The sequence below is a fragment of the Pandoraea captiosa genome (assembly GCF_902459775.1).
GTDB lineage: Bacteria > Pseudomonadota > Gammaproteobacteria > Burkholderiales > Burkholderiaceae > Pandoraea > Pandoraea captiosa.
On record NZ_CABPSQ010000023.1, the window covers coordinates 17,032 to 35,062 of the forward strand.

The following is an 18,031-nucleotide window of genomic DNA, read 5'->3' on the forward strand; positions in this document are numbered from 1 at the left end:
ATTGAAAGCGCCCGGCAAGGGTGGGTTGAGCACAAAGGCGGATGCCGGACGGCACGCCCTGTCTGTCACTGGCCGAGCGGAAATGGACGCACCCGACGGTCTCGTCATGCCTCTCATGCCCCTCATGCCGGTGATCGGGCGGGCGCGATTGTAGGGCCGCAAAAATGCTGTGTCGAGACGAACGACGGTCGGCCGCCCGCCCAACTGTCGTCATGCACCAAACTGGACGAATTTTGTGCGTTGCCGCATTGCAATCGTTGGGCCTAGGTACTTTCCCTAGCATGCGCAAAGCGCGCGTCACCGCTCGGTTTCGCGGTAGCAAAAATGATTCTCATCACCCTTAAATTTGACGCACGCGTGCCGTTAACGGCCTCATGGTCGGCTCACGGCGGCATTGCAACAAGACCCGTCGTGACGTCATCATGGTGAGGCAAACACGCTAGGCGGCCGCGCAGTGCCGCGTGTCTTTCGAGACCTTACGTGGCATCCAATCAGGCACCGACGCTCGACACCCTGCAATCGCTGCTGGCGACCGTGCAGCGCAATGAGCGTTCGCTAAAACGTTTTCAGGACATCGAACTGGCCCTCATGGGCGCGCCGGATTTCGGGCAATTCCTGGAGGTGGTGCTCAATCGTCTTCGCCATGATTTCGATTTGTCGGGCGTGCGTTTGATGCTCGCCGAAGTCGACGACACGCTGCGTGACCTCATCGATACCGCCGAGGGCATTCGTGCGCTCGACGCTGGCCTGTGCATCGCGCAGGACGCCGGTACCTTCGCTGCGGTGTGCGGCAATGGCCAACTCTGGATCGGCGCGCCGCGCGAGCGTCACGCGCCGCTGTTCGGTGAGCGCGCACCGGCGAGTGCCGTGGTCATGCCGCTGGCTCGCAACGGGCGGTATATCGGCGCGATTGCATTGGGCAGTCGCGACGCCCGTCGCTTTGCGCCCGAGATGGCGACCGACTTCCTCGAGCGCTTCGGTGCGGTCGTCGCGGTGTGCCTCGAGAACATGTGGAATCGCGAACGTCTCAAGCGCATCGGCCTGACCGACCCGCTGACAGGGTTGTCCAACCGCCGCTACTTCGATCAGCGTTTGCGCGAAGAAGTCGTTCGGGGGGCCCGTTACGGCGCGCCGCTCGCGTGCCTGCTCATCGACATCGATCATTTCAAGCGGGTCAACGACAGTCATGGTCACGCTACTGGCGACCGCGCGTTGCGCGCGGCCAGCGCGTGCATGCGCGCGCAGTTGCGCGTGACGGACACCCTCGCGCGTTACGGTGGGGAAGAGTTTGCCGCGTTGCTCGTGCAAACGGAGCAGAACTGGGCGGGGACGGTGGCGGAGCGCGTGCGTCGCGCGGTGTCGCGCCTGGAAGTTCCCGACGACGACGGCACGCTCGTGCCGCTCACCATCTCTATTGGTCTGGTCAGCGTCGATCCGCGCGATGTCGCCGATCCGGAAACGCTGCCCATGCGCATGCTCGGCGCCGCCGACGCGGCGCTATATGCCGCGAAGCGCTCCGGCCGCGATCGCGTGGTCGTCGCCCCGGCGGTGAGCCTTCGCTAGTCGCGTCGCGTACGCGCACCAACCGTCATCGCACGCTGAACCAACCGATCAGCAGCGACACCGTCACCACCGAGAGCACCGTGGAAATCAAAATGGCGCGTGAGGCGACAGCGGCTTCACGCCCGTAGAGTTGCGCGAGCATGAACGGTCCCGTGCCGATGGGCAGTGCCGAGAGCAGCAATGCGCTATGCGCCCAAATAGCGGGGAGGTCGAACACGCGAAACGCGAGAAATGCGGTGATTGCCGGTTGGAAAACCAGCTTCAGGCCGACGAGACGTCCGACCGCACGCGCAATGCGTGGCTCCTTCGCGGCGCCGGCACTCTGTGCGAGGAACATGCCGATGGCCACCAGCGCGCAGGGGCTTGCGGCGCCGCCGAGCAGCGTCGTGAAATGGAGCACTGGCGCAGGCAGGGCGATACCCGCTGCCGCGAAGGCCATGCCGACGAACGGGGAGACGACCAGCGGATTCCGAATGAGGGCGCGGGTCACGAATCGGGCGGTGCGCCGCCAGTCGGGCATGGGTTGAAGATCCGTTTCGATGATCGCAATGGAGATCGCGAAGAGCACCGTCGCCGTGAGCAACATGGCGACGACCACCGCTGGAACGCTCGCCGGGCCGAACGCCACGAGGCAAAGCGGCAAGCCCATGAAGCCCGCGTTCGGGTAGGCCGCGCCCATGCCTTCGATGCTCGCGTCGGTGAGCCGTCCGCGCACGGCTCGGTCGAGCGCAAACGACAGCGCGAACGTCGCCGCCATGCCCCCGCCGAATGCCCCCAGAAACCCGGGATTGACCAGTTCTGCCCAGGTGATTTGCGCCATCGACTGGAACAGTACGGCGGGCAGTGCGAGGTAGACGACAAATCGATTCAGGGCGTCGAGGGCGCTGTTGCCGAGCCACGACCGGCGTGCGCATAGATAGCCGAGGAAGATCAGCCCGAAGACGGGGAAGGCGGCGGAGATGACGGCTTGCATGAGTCAGGAATTCATTCCGGTTGCGTCAGACGAGCCAGCCACTCGCGGCGCGCATTGCCGCCGTCGGTCTCGGTATGTTCGCGGGCAGCGCGTTCCGCGCCATCGGCGTCGCCCGCGGCGATGCGCGCCACGATTTCGCCATGCTCATGCCAGACGACCTCTTGCATCGGCAACGTCCCGAGCGTGGCGGCCATGGCGCGCATGATGTGGGGCCACTGCGGCGCGACCGTCTGCCCGATCAGCGGGTTGCCCGACGCATCGTGCAGCGCTGTGTGAAATGCGACTTCCACACGCACCTGTTTCGCCACCGGTGTGCCGCGCGTCATGGCCATGCCGGCAGCGACGGCATCTTGCAGACGTTTGAGTGTGTCCTGAGGAAGGGCGCCTTGCGCCCGGCGCATGGCCGCGAGTCGCGCGGCCAAACCGTCAAGCGCGGTGCGCACCTGATAAAGCTGGCGCAGATGGTCCGCATCGATGGGCGCCACCTCCAGTCCCTGACGTCCGCTCTCGCACACGAGTCCGTCTCGCTTGAGCAACTGCAACGCGTGGCTCACGGGCTGACGCGACACGCCCAGCGAATCGGCCAGCTCGGCCTGGCGAATGCGTTCGCCAGGCGGCAGCGTGAGATCGGCGATCGCATCGCGCAAGCGCGCGTACACCTGCTCGATGAGCACCGGTGAACTTGTCAGCGGGGAGAGCGGCGCGATGGGGGTGTCGGATTCGATGGGTGACGACATGGACGGCGACATGGGCGGCGGGGGATCTCCCGGCGTTTGTCGGGATCGTGATATCTGGAATTCCGAATTCTACGCCTGAGAGCACCACCCGGCACAAGTTTTTCGAGCAGGCGAGCGCAAAGGGCAGGGGATGAAAAGCGGGAGGCAAAAACCGGACGACGGCGGACGATGGCGGAAGGCGGCGGAAGGTCGCGGGCGGGGGCGGGCGATGGCGGAAGGTCGCGGGACGCTTACTCGCTGGCGTCCAGGGCCGGCGGCGAGATCGAGGGGGTGGTGAATGAGGTGGAGGCGGCGGCGCGCGCAGGCGTCTGAAGCAGGGCCTGCATCGTGGTGCGCGTGCGTTGAAGTCGCCGGGCGAGCGCCCAGGCCTCGGCTTCCGTTTCGAAAAGGCCCACGATCAGGTGAGGCTCGGCGGCGAAACCGTCGGAGAACAGACCGATGTTCTTGGCGATCATCTCGCTGGCTCGCTCCACGGAAACCGTGTACTGACGCGGCGAACGGTACTGATTGACGACGACGGCGAAGGCGCGGGAGAACGCGTCGGACATGCGCAGACCTCCTGTGTAGGCGTGGCGCGTGGCGCCAGCCAAGCGTACTGTGCGCACACGCGTATGCGTTGCACTTCCGGTGATTGTAGGCGATGGGGCGGTGCCCGTCGCCACAAAACGGGAAAACGGGCAAGACATGCGAGAGGCGTCGCCCGTCGATGACGACCGGTGGCCGCAGGGGGCATCTCTGTCGCGGGGGCCGCCAGCCACATAAAAAAATGCCGCCGAGCGGGCCGGCGGCGCAACAGAGAGGGTGACAGCGCAACCGTAGTTGCCGTCAGTCAGCTTACGGTGCAGCCATGACAGCGCGATGACTGCCGGTCGCGGCGAGTCGGGACGACACGCCAGGATGTCTGCCGCGATGACCGAAGAATTCGCAGGAAAAGCCTCTCACCGCGCGCGGCGCGCGCCCAAGACCTTCCTCCGGTTCACGTTGCGTGGGGCGTGCCGACTACACGAGCACGGGCAATGCCTCCACCACAAGGAACGCGACAAGCGCACCGACCACCGCGCCAACGGCACGCAGGCTGTAGCGTGTGGTTCGCGTGGCGACGGGGATACCCCCAACGAGCAGCGCACCCGCCACCGCCATGGGCAGGAACAAGGTCAGGTCGTAGAGATTGAAGTGGAATGCGGGCATCGTTCTTGTCTCCTCTCCTAAGTGCCTTTCCACTATAGGACGGTGTCGGAGGATGCCCAAATTTGGTGCGTCGCAGCATGTTGCTGCTATGGGAAAGGGCGATGCGACCGGCGCAAACGGGTACGTCGTGCCCCCCGCGGGCAGGCTCGCCAGTTCGTGAGATGGCGGCTCAGTCTTCCTGGCGCACGGCATGCATCTTGCGGCGCGCGTTCCACATCGCCATGTCCTTGCGGGTGCGCGCTCGCTCGCCCACGCTGATGCCGACAGGTTGTGCGGTGGACTTCGAGATGGCGACATCATTCGCTTCGCTGCGCGCCTGCACCATCATCACGAGCGTAAAAAGCGAGGCGGCAAGCGCCAGCAGGATCAGCTTCATAGGGCCCCGGTCAATCTCTGGTGAATCTGGTCTTTATGGTGCGTCATCGCATCGTGCATCTGCGCAGACTGACCCGAAGAGCGGGCAGTGCGAGCGATGCCGGCGCGACGCTTCTGTTTTGCATGCTGAGGGACTTCGTTGCCGCAACTGCCTGACGGGCGGGGGCCTCGGGGTGTCTCGCAATGCCGTTTTTTACGTCGTCGGCATCTTAGCGTGTCAATGTGACAACTTTCCAGGGCTTCCCAAAACTTCACAGTGCGACGCAATGCAACACGCTGCGGCGTGTCCTCTAACGTATAGCGACGCGCGCAGCGAAAAGTTTAGAAATCGTGACATTTTTAGTGACATGAGCCGGGAGCCAGTGGCGACGAGGCCCCGGGCCCATGTCGGACGCATCACGACAGCGACAAGCACACCGATGTCGACGACAGCCGCAACGTCGGCAGTCGACCTTACGGCTGCCCGGAGACGCGGTCGTTCGGCGGGCGAGGCGTGGCGTGTTCGGGCAAGGCCATTGCCGCGAGCGAGGCCAGTGCCGCACCTGCCTGCGCAAGCTCATGCATGACGTCGGGAGACGTGCCGAGCGACACCGCCAGTCCCGTCAGACCGGCCCAGGTCGACGGTTCCAGCAGCCGGGACAGGAGGAAGTTCATGCGCGGTCCTCCTCGGGCGAATCGTCGAGCGATGTCTTCCCGCCGAAATAGAACGGCGACATGTCGATGTGGGCGACCGTGACGCGATGCCCCAAACCCTCATGCGCCGCGTTGGCGAGTACGCCGTTGTCCTGATCGATCGTCCAGGTGAATAGCCCCCCGAGCCCGTTGCGTTTGACGTAGTCTCCCTTGGCGCGCACCGTGCGCGGGGTGTCGAGCGACATGAAGAGGCCGGTCGATGGATGGAAGAGGAAATCCGCGTCGGCCACCGGATCGGTGTAGAGCACGAAGCCGTTGCGTGTCGTCCCGTTTTCCAGATCGAGGTAATTGCGCAGCACGTCGTAGTACTCGGTCGTGCCCGACTCGAACGTGCCGACGGTCACGTCGGTGCCCGGCGAGTACGTGCCCGAGAGTCCGCTGACCTGGGTGATTTGTGCGTCGAGTGCGTTGCGCGAGTAAGCCGCATACCCGATATGTACCTTGGCGAGCGGCACCCCCGCCTGACGCAGCCACGTCACGGCGCGGTCGATCGAAAAGCCGCCGGCGTCGGCCGGATTCGTGTCGTGCAGGTTGGTGTGATGGGCGAGGGCAGGCGCCCACGGCGTGCCGAAGAAGTCGTACGTCATCAGGTTGATGCGTGAGACGCCCGCTGCGATCAGCCCGGGGAGATTGGCTTTGCGCATGTCGGCCACGCTGGCCGAGGCGGCAATCGAGATCTCGACGTCCTTGCGTCCGGCGGCGATCAACGCGGTCTTCAGATCGCTCACCAGCGCGGCGTAGTTCGGACCGTCGGTGTCGTCGTAAAGGTTGCCGTCGTTGCCGGGTGAGCCGGGGTATTCCCAGTCGAGATTGATCTCCGAGAACATCGGAAAGCGCTTGAGCAGATCGACAACGCTCGCACAGAACGTCTTGCGTCTCGCGCGACTCGCGGCCAGACCATGAAACGCCTGACTCATTGTCCAGCCGCCAATGGCGAGGGCCAGCTTCAGCGCGGGGTTCCTCGCGTGCAGCAAACGCAAGCCGCCCAACACCCCCTGCGCACGCGATTGCTGGAACATCGGGATCACGTCGTTGCTGACCCAGCCGGAAAAGCCGCAGTTGCGATACGCGAGCACGTCGCCCCAACTGTCGACGAACGTCGCCTGATCCGCTTTGCGGGAGAAGTCCGTGGCCGCGCGCGCAATCGTCTGCGCCTTCTCGCCGTGATCCCCGACGATCCCTGCGAAGCCGACGACGAGCCGGTCGTAGGCGAACGGATCGAGCAACATCAGATCGACACCGCGCCCGGCCGCCTCGTTGCTGAAGTCGCCGTCGAGTCGCCCGTCGTATTGCGACCAGTCGGTGTAGTAGCCGGAGAGCTCATACGCATTTCTGGCATAGCGGTTGTAGACGCGGCGGGCGACACGCGCCGATGTGTACGACAACTGCGTCGTGCTGACGGCAGGATCGAAGCCATTCTGCGCGTAGGTCGTTTCGGTCGCGCCCTCGTGCGGATCACTCGGGAACACCAGTTGGCTCGCAGAGGCATCCAAAGGAAGTGGCGTTGCATCGAGCGCACGCGACGCGTTGGCATTGGCGTTGGCGGACGGGTGGGAGGGTGTTGCGGGTTGGCCCTGTCGGCCCGGTTGGGACGGCTTGGATGATTCGAACGATTCAGACATGCGACAAGCTCCTGAAAGTGAAGGGACGATTGCCGTCACCGGGCGGCGCTTGCCGCGTTGGCTTCGGCACGATCAGCGTCGCGCTCGCTTATCGGCGTCGCCAGCGCAAACGACGTGTCAGGCATGTCAGGGGGCCAAGACGATGCAGCGCGTTCAGGAGCGCTGCCGCAAACCCCGTTCGCCAGCGCCCGGATGCAGGAGACGAGGTTTCGGAGGGGGTGCCCGCGGTCCGCGTCGACGAGGCGTTCCCCGGCTCGTGGCAGGGTTCGAAGCGATAGCCAATGCGGGGCACGGTCACGATGTGGCCATGCAGGCCCAGCGGAATGAGCCGGCGCCGCAGACGCGAGACGACTTGCATCAGATTGGTATCGTCCTGATCGGGGCGCCCCGGCCAAAGCGTGGCGATCAGCGTACGTTTGTCATGGGCGACATGCGGGGGGGACCGCAGCGCGCACAGTAAGCGGTACTCGATCTGCGGAATCCGAACGGTGACACCTTGACGGCGCACTTCGCCGTGTCCGTCGCGCGCGACGCCATGCAGGAGCGCAGGCGCGGTCGACATGCGGGCGGTTGCGTCGGCGATTGACAGCCCCGCCGTGCTGGCATCGGTCTGCCGGTGAGCGGGCGCTGCCGGTGTCATGACGTCTGCATTGCCCGGTTCATCCGGTCCATCCGGTTCGGCCTGCCGCGAAGCGCACGCCGCTGAAGTTGCTGAGGATGCTGAAGTCGCTGAAGCCAATGAAGCGACCGGCATATCGAAGCGATATCCCACGCGAGCGACGGTCACGATGGCGCGATGCAAGCCGAGCGGCGCCAGCGAGCGTCGCAGTCGGGAAACGAGTTGTACCAGGGCGGCGTCTTCCATCCACTGCGCGCGCTGTCCCCAGAGGGCCTCCATCAGGGCGTACTTGTCGAAGACCTTGCCGGGGCGTGCGGCAAGGTGCACCAGCAAACGCTTTTCCTGCTCCGACAGGCGGGCAGATATGCCATGGTGTTGCACGAGATTGGTGACGTCGTCGAGGTCGAACGGTGGCATCGGCATGGCGCGCTCCGGGTAACGAGGAAGGGACGCCAACCGTAGCGACGCCCATTCGCCTGTCACAAGGCGTCAAACCGCAGAAAGCGCGACATAGCTTCCCGACCCCGGGGTACGCGACATGCGCGCTGCGCTCGCCCGGTGCCTAGCCAATGTCACTCGTCGCATCGCGAGGTAAGATAACGGCCATATCTGGCAAGGGGCGCCGCCCGCCACGCCGTCATGCCGCGATGTCCTTCCTGCATCGGCATCGGCGCCGGTCGCAGCCCCTTCCGACTTCAGTGGTTCACTGATTGACCGACTTCTCGCACTCACCCGGATTTCGCCATGCTCGAACTCATTTCCGAACACCGTTGCTTCGGCGGCACGCAGCGCTTTTATCGTCATACGTCGTCCGTGATCGGTTTGCCGATGCGGTTTTCCGTCTTCATCCCGCCGCAAGCGCGCGACGGTCGCGTCGTGCCCGCGCTGTTCTACCTCGCGGGGCTCACGTCGACGGAAGAGACGTTCATGATCAAGGGTGGCGCGCAGTGGCTCGCCGCAGAACACGGCGTGGCGTTGATTACGCCCGACACCAGCCCGCGCGGGGCAGGCGTGCCCGGTGAGACCGATGCGTGGGATTTCGGTGTGGGCGCGGGCTTCTATCTCGACGCCACGCAGGCGCCGTGGTCGACGCATTACCGCATGTACAGCTACATCGTCGACGAGCTATACGGTCTGGTCACGCAGTCGTTGCCGATCGATGCCGAGCGTATCGGCATCTTCGGACACTCGATGGGCGGTCATGGCGCATTGACGCTTGCGCTGCGCAATCCCGGCAAGTTCCGCTCGGTGTCGGCCTTTGCCCCGATTGCGGCACCCATGCATTGCCCGTGGGGAGAGAAGGCGTTCACGGGATATCTCGGCACGGATCGCGAGACGTGGCGACAGTACGATGCGAGCGAACTCATCGCCAAGGCCGCGCATGCGGTGTTCCCGGGCGGCATCCTGATCGATCAGGGCCTCAGCGACCAGTTCCTCGAGGCCCAACTGCATCCGGACATCTTCGAGCGCGCCTGCCGTGAAGCCGGACAGCCGCTGAACCTGCGCCGCCACGAAGGTTACGACCACGGCTATTACTTCATCCAGACGTTCATGGCAGATCATCTGTCACATCACGCCGAACATCTGCGGGCCTACTGATCGATCGCCGGAGCGAGGCTTGTTAAGCGCTTGTTAGGCGCTTACCCGGCGCTTACCAGGCGCTTACCAGGCGCGTGCACGACGACTCGTTGACGTCACACCGCCCGCGCTTCGTAACGGCGCGGCGGCGTGACGATCTCGTCCTGCGCACGCACGATCTCCAGTTCGTAGCGTCCGGCGAGGTGTGTCGCGGCCAGCACCGCATCGACCGCGGCCAGCGTGTGCTCGAACGCCGCGCGCACCGTATCGCCCTTGAGCAGCCGAGCGAGAAACACGCCGGAAGTCAGGTCGCCCACGCCCACGGGATGCCGAGAGAACGGATACAGCGGACGTGTGCCGTGCCACGCCTCGTCGTGCGTGACAACGAGCATTTCGAAGTTGTCCGATGGCTTGCCCGCGTATTCCAGATGCTTGACTAGCACCATCTTCGGTCCACGAGCGAGCAGGGCGCGACAAGCGGCCAGCGCATCGTCGAACGTGTCTATGGGATGCTGCGAGAGTTTTTCCAGTTCGAGATGGTTCGGCGCAATGATGTCCGCCGCCGCAGGCATATGCTCGACAAGATACTGTTCGATGCCCGGCTTGACCTGGCAACCCTTTTCCGGATGTCCCATCACCGGGTCGCAAAGATAGATCGCGGCGGGATTGGCGTATTTCACGCGCTGCACCGCCGCGAGCACGAAACTCGCCTGCTCGGGCGCACCCAGATAGCCCGAGAGCACGGCGTCGCAATTGACCAGTTCGCCGATGTCGGCAATGCCGTCGACCAGCTTCAGAATTTCATCGCTCGGCAGCGCCTGTCCCGTCCATTTTCCGTACTGCGTGTGATTGGAAAACTGTACGGTGTTGATCGGCCAGACGTTGACGCCGAGACGTCGCATCGGGAACTCGGCAGCGCTGTTGCCGGCGTGGCCGAACACCACGTGGGACTGAATGCTGAGGACGTTTTTCATCATGATGAAGACGAGGGGCAAATACGGGTAATAAAACACAACGCCCGCGAGCGGCACGTCCCTGATCCTAAGACAAAGGCGTTTCCGATGCGGGCGTTGACCGCCGGTGACGCAGGTAACGGCTTATTTTGCCTTGCCGTCCCTACGTAGGGCGCGTACTACCTCACTGACGACCTTACTTCTTCGACGTCACGATCGCGTCGGCCACATTCTTCGGCGCTTCGGCGTAATGCTTGAACTCCATCGTGTACGTGGCGCGCCCCTGCGTGAGCGAGCGCAGCGACGTCGAATAGCCGAACATCTCCGAGAGCGGTACTTCGGCGCGAACGATCTTGCCGCCGCCCACGATGTCGTCCATGCCCTGCATGATGCCGCGACGTCCCGAGAGATCGCCCATCACGTTGCCCATGAACTCTTCGGGGGTCTCGACTTCCACGGCCATCATCGGTTCGAGCAGCACGGGGTCGGCCTTGCGCATCGCTTCCTTGAAGGCCATGGACCCGGCCATGCGGAATGCGTTTTCGTTCGAATCCACGTCGTGGTAGGAACCGAACGTGAGTGTCACCTTCACGTTGACGACCGGGTATCCGGCGACCACGCCGTTATTGAGCGTTTCGCGAATGCCCTTGTCGACGGCCGGAATGTACTCGCGCGGCACCACGCCACCCTTGATGGCGTCGACGAATTCGTACGGCTTTTCCTTGTCCGGTTCGAGCGTAATGACCACGTCGCCGTACTGGCCGCGCCCGCCCGATTGCTTGACGAACTTGCCTTGCACGTCTTCGACTTTCTTTCGCACGGTTTCGCGGTAGGCGACCTGCGGCTTGCCGACGGTCGCTTCCACACCGAACTCGCGGCGCATGCGATCGACCAGAATTTCCAGGTGCAACTCGCCCATGCCGGAGATGATCGTCTGCCCCGATTCTTCGTCGGTCTGCACGCGGAACGACGGATCTTCCTGTGCCAGACGGTTGAGCGCGAGGCCCATCTTTTCCTGATCGCCCTTGGTCTTCGGCTCGACGGCTTGCGAGATCACCGGCTCCGGGAACTCCATCTTTTCCAGGATGATGACGTGATTCGGGTCGCACAGCGTGTCGCCCGTCGTCGCTTCCTTCAGCCCCACAGCCGCCGCAATATCGCCCGCGCGCACTTCCTTGAGCTCCTGGCGCGTGTTCGCATGCATCTGCAGGATGCGCCCCAGACGCTCCTTCTTGCCCTTGAGCGGGTTGAGCACCGTGCCGCCCGACTCGATGACGCCGGAGTACACGCGGAAGAAGATCAACTGGCCGACGAACGGGTCGGTCATGATCTTGAAGGCGAGGGCGGAGAACGGTTCGTCATCCGACGGGTGACGCTCGATCTCCTTGTCGTCTTCGTCATGGCCGGCGATCGCGGGCACGTCCACCGGCGAGGGCAGGTACTCGATGACCGCGTCGAGCATGGCCTGCACGCCCTTGTTCTTGAAGGCCGTGCCGCACAGCATCGGTACGATCTCGCCCGCGACCGTGCGCTTGCGCAGCCCGGCCTTGATTTCCTCTTCGGTGAGCGTGTCGCCGCCGAGATACTTCTCGAGCAGTTCCTCACTGGCCTCGGCAGCGGCCTCGATCATCTTCTCGTGCCATTCCTGCGCCGTGGCCTTGAGGTTGTCCGGAATATCGACGTACTCGAACTTCACACCCTTCGATTCCTCGTCCCAGACGATGCCCTTCATCTTCACCAGATCGACCACGCCCTGGAAGTTGTCCTCGGCGCCAATGGGAATCTGGATCGGCACGGCATTGCCACGCAGGCGTTCGTGAATCTGCTTGTGCACGCGAAAGAAGTCGGCGCCCACGCGGTCCATCTTGTTGACGAACGCGATGCGGGGCACCTTGTACTTGTTGGCCTGCCGCCAGACGGTCTCCGACTGCGGCTGCACGCCGCCGACGGAGTCGTAGACCATGCACGCGCCATCGAGCACGCGCATCGAGCGCTCGACTTCGATGGTGAAGTCGACGTGTCCCGGCGTGTCGATGATGTTGATGCGGTGTTCGGGGAAGTTGCCGGCCATGCCGCGCCAGAAGCAGGTCGTCGCTGCGGACGTGATCGTGATGCCGCGCTCCTGTTCCTGCTCCATCCAGTCCATCGTGGCAGCGCCTTCGTGGACTTCGCCCAGCTTGTGGTTGACGCCCGTGTAGAACAGAATCCGCTCGGTCGTCGTTGTCTTGCCAGCGTCGATATGAGCGCTGATGCCGATATTTCGGTAGCGCTCGATGGGGGTCTTTCGGGCCACAGTGCACCTCTTTTCAGACGGTGGGGAAAAAGCATAGGAGCAGCCATCATACTCCAATGTCGGGTGAACGCGCTGAGCGCTACATTGCCCGCAAGGCCAGCACTCACGCGGCTTTGCAGCCGGTGCTCGCACCCCGCTTGGGGGCGTGCAAGGGGCTGACGAATGCGGCATGTTGCCCCCGGGATCCGCGCGATCGGCCAACGAAAACGCCCCGTCGAATCGGCGGGGCGTGTGAGGGTGCGACGGAAAATGGGATCGTGCGTTGCCGGGGCGAAAACCCCGGCGGGCGCGCCGACCCATCGTCGCAGCGTACGGGGTCGCTAGGCGACCTGGCGCTGACGTGAAAACGCCAGCACGGCGCCGCGCGGCCCGTTAGCGAGGGCGTCCGGGGTAGCGTCGTCTTCGGCGCTTACCGAGTCTCCTCCGGGTAAGCGGAAGATGGCCACGGCATCGCGCAGGTTGCGCGCCTGATCTTCGAGCGACCCGGCCGCCGCCGTTGCCTGTTCGACGAGCGCGGCATTTTGCTGCGTGACCTGATCCATTTGCATGACGGCCGTGTTGACCTGCTCGATGCCGCCGGACTGTTCGCTCGACGCTGCCGAGATTTCCCCCATGATGTCGGTCACGCGCTGGACGGCCTGCACGATGTCCGTCATGGTACGACCGGCGTCACGGACCTGTGTCGAGCCGTCCTGCACCTTGTGTACGGACGTCTCGATGAGTGATTTGATTTCCTTGGCAGCGGCGGCGCTGCGTTGCGCCAGCGTGCGCACTTCACCGGCGACGACGGCAAAGCCGCGCCCCTGTTCGCCGGCACGCGCGGCTTCCACCGCAGCGTTCAACGCGAGGATGTTCGTCTGGAAGGCGATACCGTCGATCACGCCGATGATGTCGTTGATCTTCGTCGAGCTGTCGGCGATCTCCTGCATCGAGCGTACGGCACCGTCGACCACGCGACCGCCTTGCCCGGCGATCTCCGACGCGTTCGCCGCCAGTTGACTCGCCTGCCGGGCATTCTCGGCATTCTGTTTGACGGTCGCCGTCAACTGCTCCATCGACGACGCAGTTTCTTCGAGCGATGCGGCTTGCTCCTCGGTGCGCGACGACAGATCGGTGTTGCCGGCGAGCAATTCGCCCGAGGCCGACGTAATCGCGGCAGTGCCGCTGCGCACGCGCCGCACGATCTGATCGAGACTTTCGTTCATGTGTTTGAGGGCGGCCATCAGTTGCCCCGTTTCGTCGCGGCTCGTCACGTCGATGCGACTCGTGAGATCGCCTTGCGCCACCCGTTGCGCGACTTCGACTGCACGCGCGATCGGGCGCGTGATGCTGCGTGTGACCGACCAGGCCGCGACGATCCCGACGACCGCCGCCAGTGCGCCCAATACCACGAGCAGGAGCTTGGCGAATGCGATGTCGGCACTCGTTGCCGCGCCTGTCTCGTCGAGAATCTTTTTCTGGAAGGTGACCAGCTCGACAGCTTCATTCTGCATGGCGTCGAGCGCCGGCAGCGCCTGCTGCTGCACGATGCCGAGCGCAGTCTCGCGCTGATCGGCGTCGAGTTCGGCAACGACCGCGATGCGCGCCTTCTTGAAGGCTTCGTTCTGCTCGCGAATGGCCTTGGTGAGCCGCTTGCCGTTTTCCGTGGTGACGTACTTGTCCAGCAAGGCCTGCGCTTCGCTCATGCGCGCCAGGTTGGCATCGATGCGCTCGTTATACGTCGTGCGCTGGGCGGGATTCGTCGTGGTGAAAAACTCGAGCAGGCGGCGCGCGTTGCCCCGCACCATCGCGTCGATCGTGTGCGCTGCATCGGCTTTCGCCCACGCGCTGGTGAGCAGTTCTTCGTTGGCGCGCTCGATGGCGACGAAGCGTACCAATGCCACGATCAACATACTGAGAAGCAGAACAAGTAACGTACCGAAGCCGATGGACAGTCGGGTTCGGATCTTCAGATCGGCGATGCGCATGGAAATTGACTCCTTATAGATATTGGATGCCAAGACAACACGGGTGACGTGAAGCTGTCGGCGTTTCGAGGAGTGGTCGCCGTTGCCACGGCGCGCGTCGCTACCAGGGGGTAAGGCGTGACGCGACCGTGGCCCACGCGCCGGTCTCGACACGTGTGACATGTCCGGCGACGCGTGACGGGGGGATTCGATGAAGCCAGTCCGTCTGATTTCATATACGACAGGAAATATCGGAACTGAAGTTCTTCCTACAACCGGACGGGGGAAAGCAGCGACGGGGTGACGCCGCCACGACGACACGAAGACGGCATGAAGACGACGTGGTGGCGACGTTCAGGTGAGATGACCGCCGTCAGAGACCCTGACGGCGAAATTTAGAAGGTTCAGACAAAACGAACGGCATAAATGGGTGGCAGATGGGCCGACAGACTGTGCCATTGTTCGCCGGCGTCATCGCTTACCCAGAGCGCGCCTGTCGTCGAGCCCATGGCGAGCGTTCGCCCGGTGGCGTCGATGTCCAGTCCGTGCCGGTAAATCAGATCGTAGGAAGGGGTTTCCGGCAATCCGTGCGAGAGCGATGTGAAGGACTGGCCGCCGTCGCGCGTGCGCGTGACGACCAGTCGTGCGTCGACGGGGATTCGGCACGCATCGCGTTGCGCCGGCGCGAACCATGCGACATCCGGGTCGTGCGGATCCACCACGACGGCGAAGCCGAAGCTCGACGGCGCCGCCTGAATGCGCCGCCACGATGCGCCGTAGTCAAGCGTGCGGAAAATGCCGTTGTGATGTTGCGCCCAGAGCGCGTTGGGTGCGTCGCGACACTGCACCAGTCGGTGGACGTCCTGCGCATTCGGATCGAGTCGTCGCTCCGGGGGCATGTAATCGGCCTCCATGCCGGAGGCGGCCAACGCCCACGTGTCGCCACCGTCTCTCGTGCGCCAGACACCCCCGGTCGACACAGCGACGATCACCTGACGACTGTCGTGGGGATCGATGCAAATCGAATGGATGCCCGCATGGTCGTACCCGCCGCCCATCCACGCCGCGCGCTCCGGGCGGTTCCATAAACTCTCGACCAGATGCCAGGTGCGGCCATGGTCTCCCGAGCGGAACAGGCCGCCCGGGATGGTGCCGGCCCACAATACGCCAGGCGCATCCGGGCCCGCCGCTTCCAGCGACCAGAGCAGATCGACGGAGGGCGCCTGCGCATCGGCTGACGCGCTATCGGGCGACCCGCTCTGGGATGACGTTTGCGCCGTCGTCGGCGTTTGCGGCGCGAAGGCCGGAGGCGGCAACTCGGTCCATGCTGTTTCGTCGCGAGCACGACACCAGAGCTTCACGCCGAAGTGTCCCAGGTTGAGTGCGGCGTAGTCGGTGCCGTCGCGCGCGTCATGCAGCACCATGCTGACCGGTTCTCCCGGAAAGTCCGGGGTGCTCGACGTCATTCGCCAGACTGCGCCTTCCCGCGCCCATGTGAACAATCCCTTGCGCGTCGCGACCAGTAACGTCGCACCGATGACATGTTCCATGTTGCTCCTCCTTGGCTGGCGCGAGGATCGTCGTGTGACGAATACCTGCGTGGCTCTGGTGTCGATGGGGAATGCCTGCGTTTGTGCCTGCATGCATGCCGGGAATGTGTATCCGAAATTCGTCGACGGTTGTCCCGTGCTCAGGCGCCCGGCGTGTCGTTGTGTCGTTGCATCGTGACTATCCGCCTGACAGCGCCTGCGCCACGTACACGGTGCTGGCAGCGCCGAGTTCGTCGCGCAGCGTCAGACGATCCCGAATCAGATGGCCATCGACAAACACGGCGACGTGCGCGCGCAACCGGCCCTGATCGTTGAACAGGTAACCACGCAACGCCGGCTTGCGCGATACGCACTGTGCGAGCGCATCGTGCACGTCGCTGCTTTTGACCTGCTGTTCGTCCACGGGGACGTGTCGTTGAATTGCCGGTGCGAAAGTGACGGTCGCCATGTCGTTGTCGTCGAGTGCCGTCTGCGGGAAACGCCGGACGGTCCGCGTCAGTGAGGCTTTCAGTGTAGACAATGAGGATCATTTGCACATTGGCTACGCGGTGTCAGCTCCCGTGCTGTTGTGCATGCGCCGCGCTATGTATGGCGGGAAATAACGCAGCTAGCGGCCATGCGTTGGATGCAGGGCGCGATTTGGTGTCCTTTGCATGACGCACGACGAGTTTCGGTGCGCGTGGAGCGTGATCGTAGGGTGTGGCATCGCATATCGGACACTCCCCAACCCCATTCACCTCGTTATTGGTCACCATTATCAAAGTGCCCGCGAGCGCGGTGCCGCAGGCAAATATCCGAGGAGGGGAGTGATGGCAAGACTCAAAGGCAAGGACATTGGTATGGGGCGGTGGAACGATGGTGCAATCAGGCGTCAATGGCGCTTGCATCGGGCAGGGGAAGATTCGACGACGCTGGATCCGGCGATCAAGCGTCCGCCGGAACTCGCGAAATGCGAGGGGCACTTCGTCTGGAGCGTGAGGCAGGCTGCATTCGTCGGTCGCGAGCACGACCTGGCGGTGGGAGGTCACCGTCACTACGTGACCTGCACCGCACAGGCGAGGCGTTATGAGAGTGTCGCGCAAGCGAGGGCGGCAGGCGATGCGCTCATCGGCGACGTGCTGATACTGTACAGCTTCGGCGCGAACGCACCGCTGTACATCGTGGGCCGCTAATGGCACAGATCGCGAAGATCACGCTAACGGATATCGACGGAATCAGGCGAAGCTGACGAGGCAAATCCCGGCTTGCCGTTGGCAGGCCGGGACGCGATTTCTAGCTTTCAAGCGGAATTGGGGAACGGGGGAGTAGGGCGAGTGGGGCGAGTGGGGCGAGCGGGATTACTTGCCGAGTTCGTGGCCGATGACACCGCCCACGACAGCGCCACCGATGGTGCCGGCGGTGCTGCCGCCGGTCGCTTCGTGACCGATGACGCCGCCCGCTGCTGCGCCACCCAACGTGCACCCCATGATGGATGACCCCATCGCGAGCGCCGTGATGACAACGAGAATCGATTTCGCCATTTGCATGATGCGTCTCCTGTAGCCAGTGTCGGCCGTGCGTTGCACGGCGACATAAGTCCAGCATAGAGCGCAGGGAATGCGCGCACTATCGGCTGCGACTGAATTGCCTGTAGGAATGGGACGACAGGTGCGGGGCAGGCATGCGAAGGCGGGGGGGGCGGGACGGGGGCGAAAACAACAAGGGCCGCACAATGTGCGGCCCTTGCGATGCATCTGGTGGGGCGTGAGTGACTCGAACACTCGACCTACGGATTAAGAGTCCGCTGCTCTACCAACTGAGCTAACGCCCCGGTGCTACCGGGAACAAAAAAGGCTGCAAGCGTCGCAGCCTTCTCGTGATGCTTTGGTGGGGCGTGAGTGACTCGAACACTCGACCTACGGATTAAGAGTCCGCTGCTCTACCAACTGAGCTAACGCCCCG

The 18,031-nt window shown here is 63.9% G+C and carries 17 protein-coding genes and 2 tRNA genes; 3 read left to right on the forward strand and 16 right to left on the reverse strand.

The genetic code is table 11. The annotated features are described in order from the left end of the window. Positions 1-480: 480 nt before the first annotated feature. Positions 481-1,563, forward strand: a complete 1,083-nt coding sequence (locus PCA31118_RS26475; RefSeq protein ID WP_246190449.1) for a GGDEF domain-containing protein — start codon at positions 481-483, stop codon at positions 1,561-1,563. Positions 1,564-1,588: 25 nt separating this feature from the next. Here the strand turns inward: PCA31118_RS26475 and PCA31118_RS26480 are convergent, their stop codons facing one another. The 8 genes from PCA31118_RS26480 to PCA31118_RS26515 all read right to left on the reverse strand — a co-directional run bounded on the left by PCA31118_RS26480 (position 1,589) and on the right by PCA31118_RS26515 (position 8,193). Then, positions 1,589-2,536 carry an AEC family transporter gene (locus PCA31118_RS26480; protein WP_150627907.1) on the reverse strand — a complete coding sequence of 316 codons (948 nt, stop codon included), beginning with the start codon at positions 2,534-2,536 and terminating at the stop codon, positions 1,589-1,591. Positions 2,537-2,547: 11 nt separating this feature from the next. Next, positions 2,548-3,285: a GntR family transcriptional regulator gene (locus PCA31118_RS26485; protein ID WP_150627908.1), complete on the reverse strand. Its 738-nt coding sequence runs from the start codon at positions 3,283-3,285 to the stop codon at positions 2,548-2,550. A 218-nt stretch (positions 3,286-3,503) separates the two neighbouring features. Continuing rightward, entirely contained in the window at positions 3,504-3,821 is a 318-nt protein-coding gene (locus PCA31118_RS26490; protein ID WP_150627909.1) for a hypothetical protein, read from the reverse strand. A 451-nt stretch (positions 3,822-4,272) separates the two neighbouring features. Continuing rightward, positions 4,273-4,461, reverse strand: coding sequence for a hypothetical protein (locus PCA31118_RS26495; RefSeq protein WP_023596398.1), 189 nt, complete (start codon positions 4,459-4,461; stop codon positions 4,273-4,275). A 169-nt stretch (positions 4,462-4,630) separates the two neighbouring features. Then, positions 4,631-4,837 carry a hypothetical protein gene (locus PCA31118_RS26500; protein ID WP_150627910.1) on the reverse strand — a complete coding sequence of 69 codons (207 nt, stop codon included), beginning with the start codon at positions 4,835-4,837 and terminating at the stop codon, positions 4,631-4,633. Between the two features lie 452 nt (positions 4,838-5,289). Then, positions 5,290-5,490, reverse strand: coding sequence for a hypothetical protein (locus PCA31118_RS26505; protein ID WP_150627911.1), 201 nt, complete (start codon positions 5,488-5,490; stop codon positions 5,290-5,292). Beyond that, positions 5,487-7,151 carry a glycoside hydrolase family 18 protein gene (locus PCA31118_RS26510; protein ID WP_150627912.1) on the reverse strand — a complete coding sequence of 555 codons (1,665 nt, stop codon included), beginning with the start codon at positions 7,149-7,151 and terminating at the stop codon, positions 5,487-5,489. The genes PCA31118_RS26505 and PCA31118_RS26510 overlap by 4 nt, the downstream gene beginning before the upstream one ends. An 88-nt stretch (positions 7,152-7,239) precedes the next feature. After that, on the reverse strand, positions 7,240-8,193 hold the full coding sequence (locus tag PCA31118_RS26515) for a winged helix-turn-helix domain-containing protein (protein ID WP_150627913.1): 954 nt from the start codon (positions 8,191-8,193) through the stop codon (positions 7,240-7,242). Positions 8,194-8,514: 321 nt separating this feature from the next. On the opposite strand from PCA31118_RS26515, the gene fghA reads away from it, so the two are divergent. Then, positions 8,515-9,369: an S-formylglutathione hydrolase gene (fghA, locus tag PCA31118_RS26520; RefSeq protein ID WP_150627914.1), complete on the forward strand. Its 855-nt coding sequence runs from the start codon at positions 8,515-8,517 to the stop codon at positions 9,367-9,369. A 95-nt stretch (positions 9,370-9,464) separates the two neighbouring features. On the opposite strand, the gene pdxY is transcribed toward fghA, so the two are convergent. The 5 genes from pdxY to PCA31118_RS26545 all read right to left on the reverse strand — a co-directional run bounded on the left by pdxY (position 9,465) and on the right by PCA31118_RS26545 (position 16,538). Next, positions 9,465-10,325 carry a pyridoxal kinase PdxY gene (gene pdxY, locus PCA31118_RS26525; RefSeq protein WP_174990616.1) on the reverse strand — a complete coding sequence of 287 codons (861 nt, stop codon included), beginning with the start codon at positions 10,323-10,325 and terminating at the stop codon, positions 9,465-9,467. A 172-nt stretch (positions 10,326-10,497) separates the two neighbouring features. Next, complete coding sequence (gene fusA, locus PCA31118_RS26530; protein ID WP_150627915.1) at positions 10,498-12,594, reverse strand: elongation factor G; 2,097 nt, start codon at positions 12,592-12,594, stop codon at positions 10,498-10,500. Positions 12,595-12,914: 320 nt separating this feature from the next. After that, entirely contained in the window at positions 12,915-14,561 is a 1,647-nt protein-coding gene (locus PCA31118_RS26535; RefSeq protein ID WP_150627916.1) for a methyl-accepting chemotaxis protein, read from the reverse strand. A 383-nt stretch (positions 14,562-14,944) separates the two neighbouring features. Continuing rightward, complete coding sequence (locus PCA31118_RS26540) at positions 14,945-16,090, reverse strand: beta propeller repeat protein (RefSeq protein ID WP_425495409.1); 1,146 nt, start codon at positions 16,088-16,090, stop codon at positions 14,945-14,947. Positions 16,091-16,268: 178 nt separating this feature from the next. Then, positions 16,269-16,538 (reverse strand): ubiquitin family protein, encoded by a 270-nt coding sequence (locus PCA31118_RS26545; protein WP_150627917.1) that lies wholly within the window; start codon positions 16,536-16,538, stop codon positions 16,269-16,271. 361 nt (positions 16,539-16,899) lie between these two features. On the opposite strand from PCA31118_RS26545, the gene PCA31118_RS26550 reads away from it, so the two are divergent. Further along, positions 16,900-17,262 carry a hypothetical protein gene (locus tag PCA31118_RS26550; RefSeq protein WP_150627918.1) on the forward strand — a complete coding sequence of 121 codons (363 nt, stop codon included), beginning with the start codon at positions 16,900-16,902 and terminating at the stop codon, positions 17,260-17,262. Positions 17,263-17,427: 165 nt separating this feature from the next. On the opposite strand, the gene PCA31118_RS26555 is transcribed toward PCA31118_RS26550, so the two are convergent. The 3 genes from PCA31118_RS26555 to PCA31118_RS26565 form a co-directional block, all read right to left on the reverse strand. Beyond that, positions 17,428-17,616 carry a glycine zipper 2TM domain-containing protein gene (locus PCA31118_RS26555; RefSeq protein WP_174990617.1) on the reverse strand — a complete coding sequence of 63 codons (189 nt, stop codon included), beginning with the start codon at positions 17,614-17,616 and terminating at the stop codon, positions 17,428-17,430. 208 nt (positions 17,617-17,824) lie between these two features. Next, positions 17,825-17,900 (reverse strand) — tRNA-Lys (locus tag PCA31118_RS26560). Positions 17,901-17,954: 54 nt separating this feature from the next. Further along, positions 17,955-18,030, reverse strand: a tRNA-Lys gene (locus tag PCA31118_RS26565). Between the last annotated feature and the right edge of the window lies 1 nt (position 18,031).

Excerpts from the sequence above, each read along its gene's own strand:
- PCA31118_RS26550 (WP_150627918.1), top strand. The coding sequence starts at position 16,900 with ATGGCAAGACTCAAAGGCAAGGACATTGGTATGGGGCGGTGGAACGAT.
- pdxY (WP_174990616.1), bottom strand. The coding sequence starts at position 10,325 with ATGATGAAAAACGTCCTCAGCATTCAGTCCCACGTGGTGTTCGGCCAC.
- PCA31118_RS26495 (WP_023596398.1), bottom strand. The coding sequence starts at position 4,461 with ATGCCCGCATTCCACTTCAATCTCTACGACCTGACCTTGTTCCTGCCC.
- PCA31118_RS26540 (WP_425495409.1), bottom strand. The coding sequence starts at position 16,090 with ATGGAACATGTCATCGGTGCGACGTTACTGGTCGCGACGCGCAAGGGA.
- PCA31118_RS26515 (WP_150627913.1), bottom strand. The coding sequence starts at position 8,193 with ATGCCGATGCCACCGTTCGACCTCGACGACGTCACCAATCTCGTGCAA.
- PCA31118_RS26505 (WP_150627911.1), bottom strand. The coding sequence starts at position 5,490 with ATGAACTTCCTCCTGTCCCGGCTGCTGGAACCGTCGACCTGGGCCGGT.
- PCA31118_RS26545 (WP_150627917.1), bottom strand. The coding sequence starts at position 16,538 with ATGGCGACCGTCACTTTCGCACCGGCAATTCAACGACACGTCCCCGTG.
- PCA31118_RS26500 (WP_150627910.1), bottom strand. The coding sequence starts at position 4,837 with ATGAAGCTGATCCTGCTGGCGCTTGCCGCCTCGCTTTTTACGCTCGTG.
- PCA31118_RS26510 (WP_150627912.1), bottom strand. The coding sequence starts at position 7,151 with ATGTCTGAATCGTTCGAATCATCCAAGCCGTCCCAACCGGGCCGACAG.
- PCA31118_RS26490 (WP_150627909.1), bottom strand. The coding sequence starts at position 3,821 with ATGTCCGACGCGTTCTCCCGCGCCTTCGCCGTCGTCGTCAATCAGTAC.
- fghA (WP_150627914.1), top strand. The coding sequence starts at position 8,515 with ATGCTCGAACTCATTTCCGAACACCGTTGCTTCGGCGGCACGCAGCGC.
- PCA31118_RS26535 (WP_150627916.1), bottom strand. The coding sequence starts at position 14,561 with ATGCGCATCGCCGATCTGAAGATCCGAACCCGACTGTCCATCGGCTTC.
- PCA31118_RS26480 (WP_150627907.1), bottom strand. The coding sequence starts at position 2,536 with ATGCAAGCCGTCATCTCCGCCGCCTTCCCCGTCTTCGGGCTGATCTTC.
- PCA31118_RS26485 (WP_150627908.1), bottom strand. The coding sequence starts at position 3,285 with ATGTCGCCGTCCATGTCGTCACCCATCGAATCCGACACCCCCATCGCG.
- PCA31118_RS26555 (WP_174990617.1), bottom strand. The coding sequence starts at position 17,616 with ATGCAAATGGCGAAATCGATTCTCGTTGTCATCACGGCGCTCGCGATG.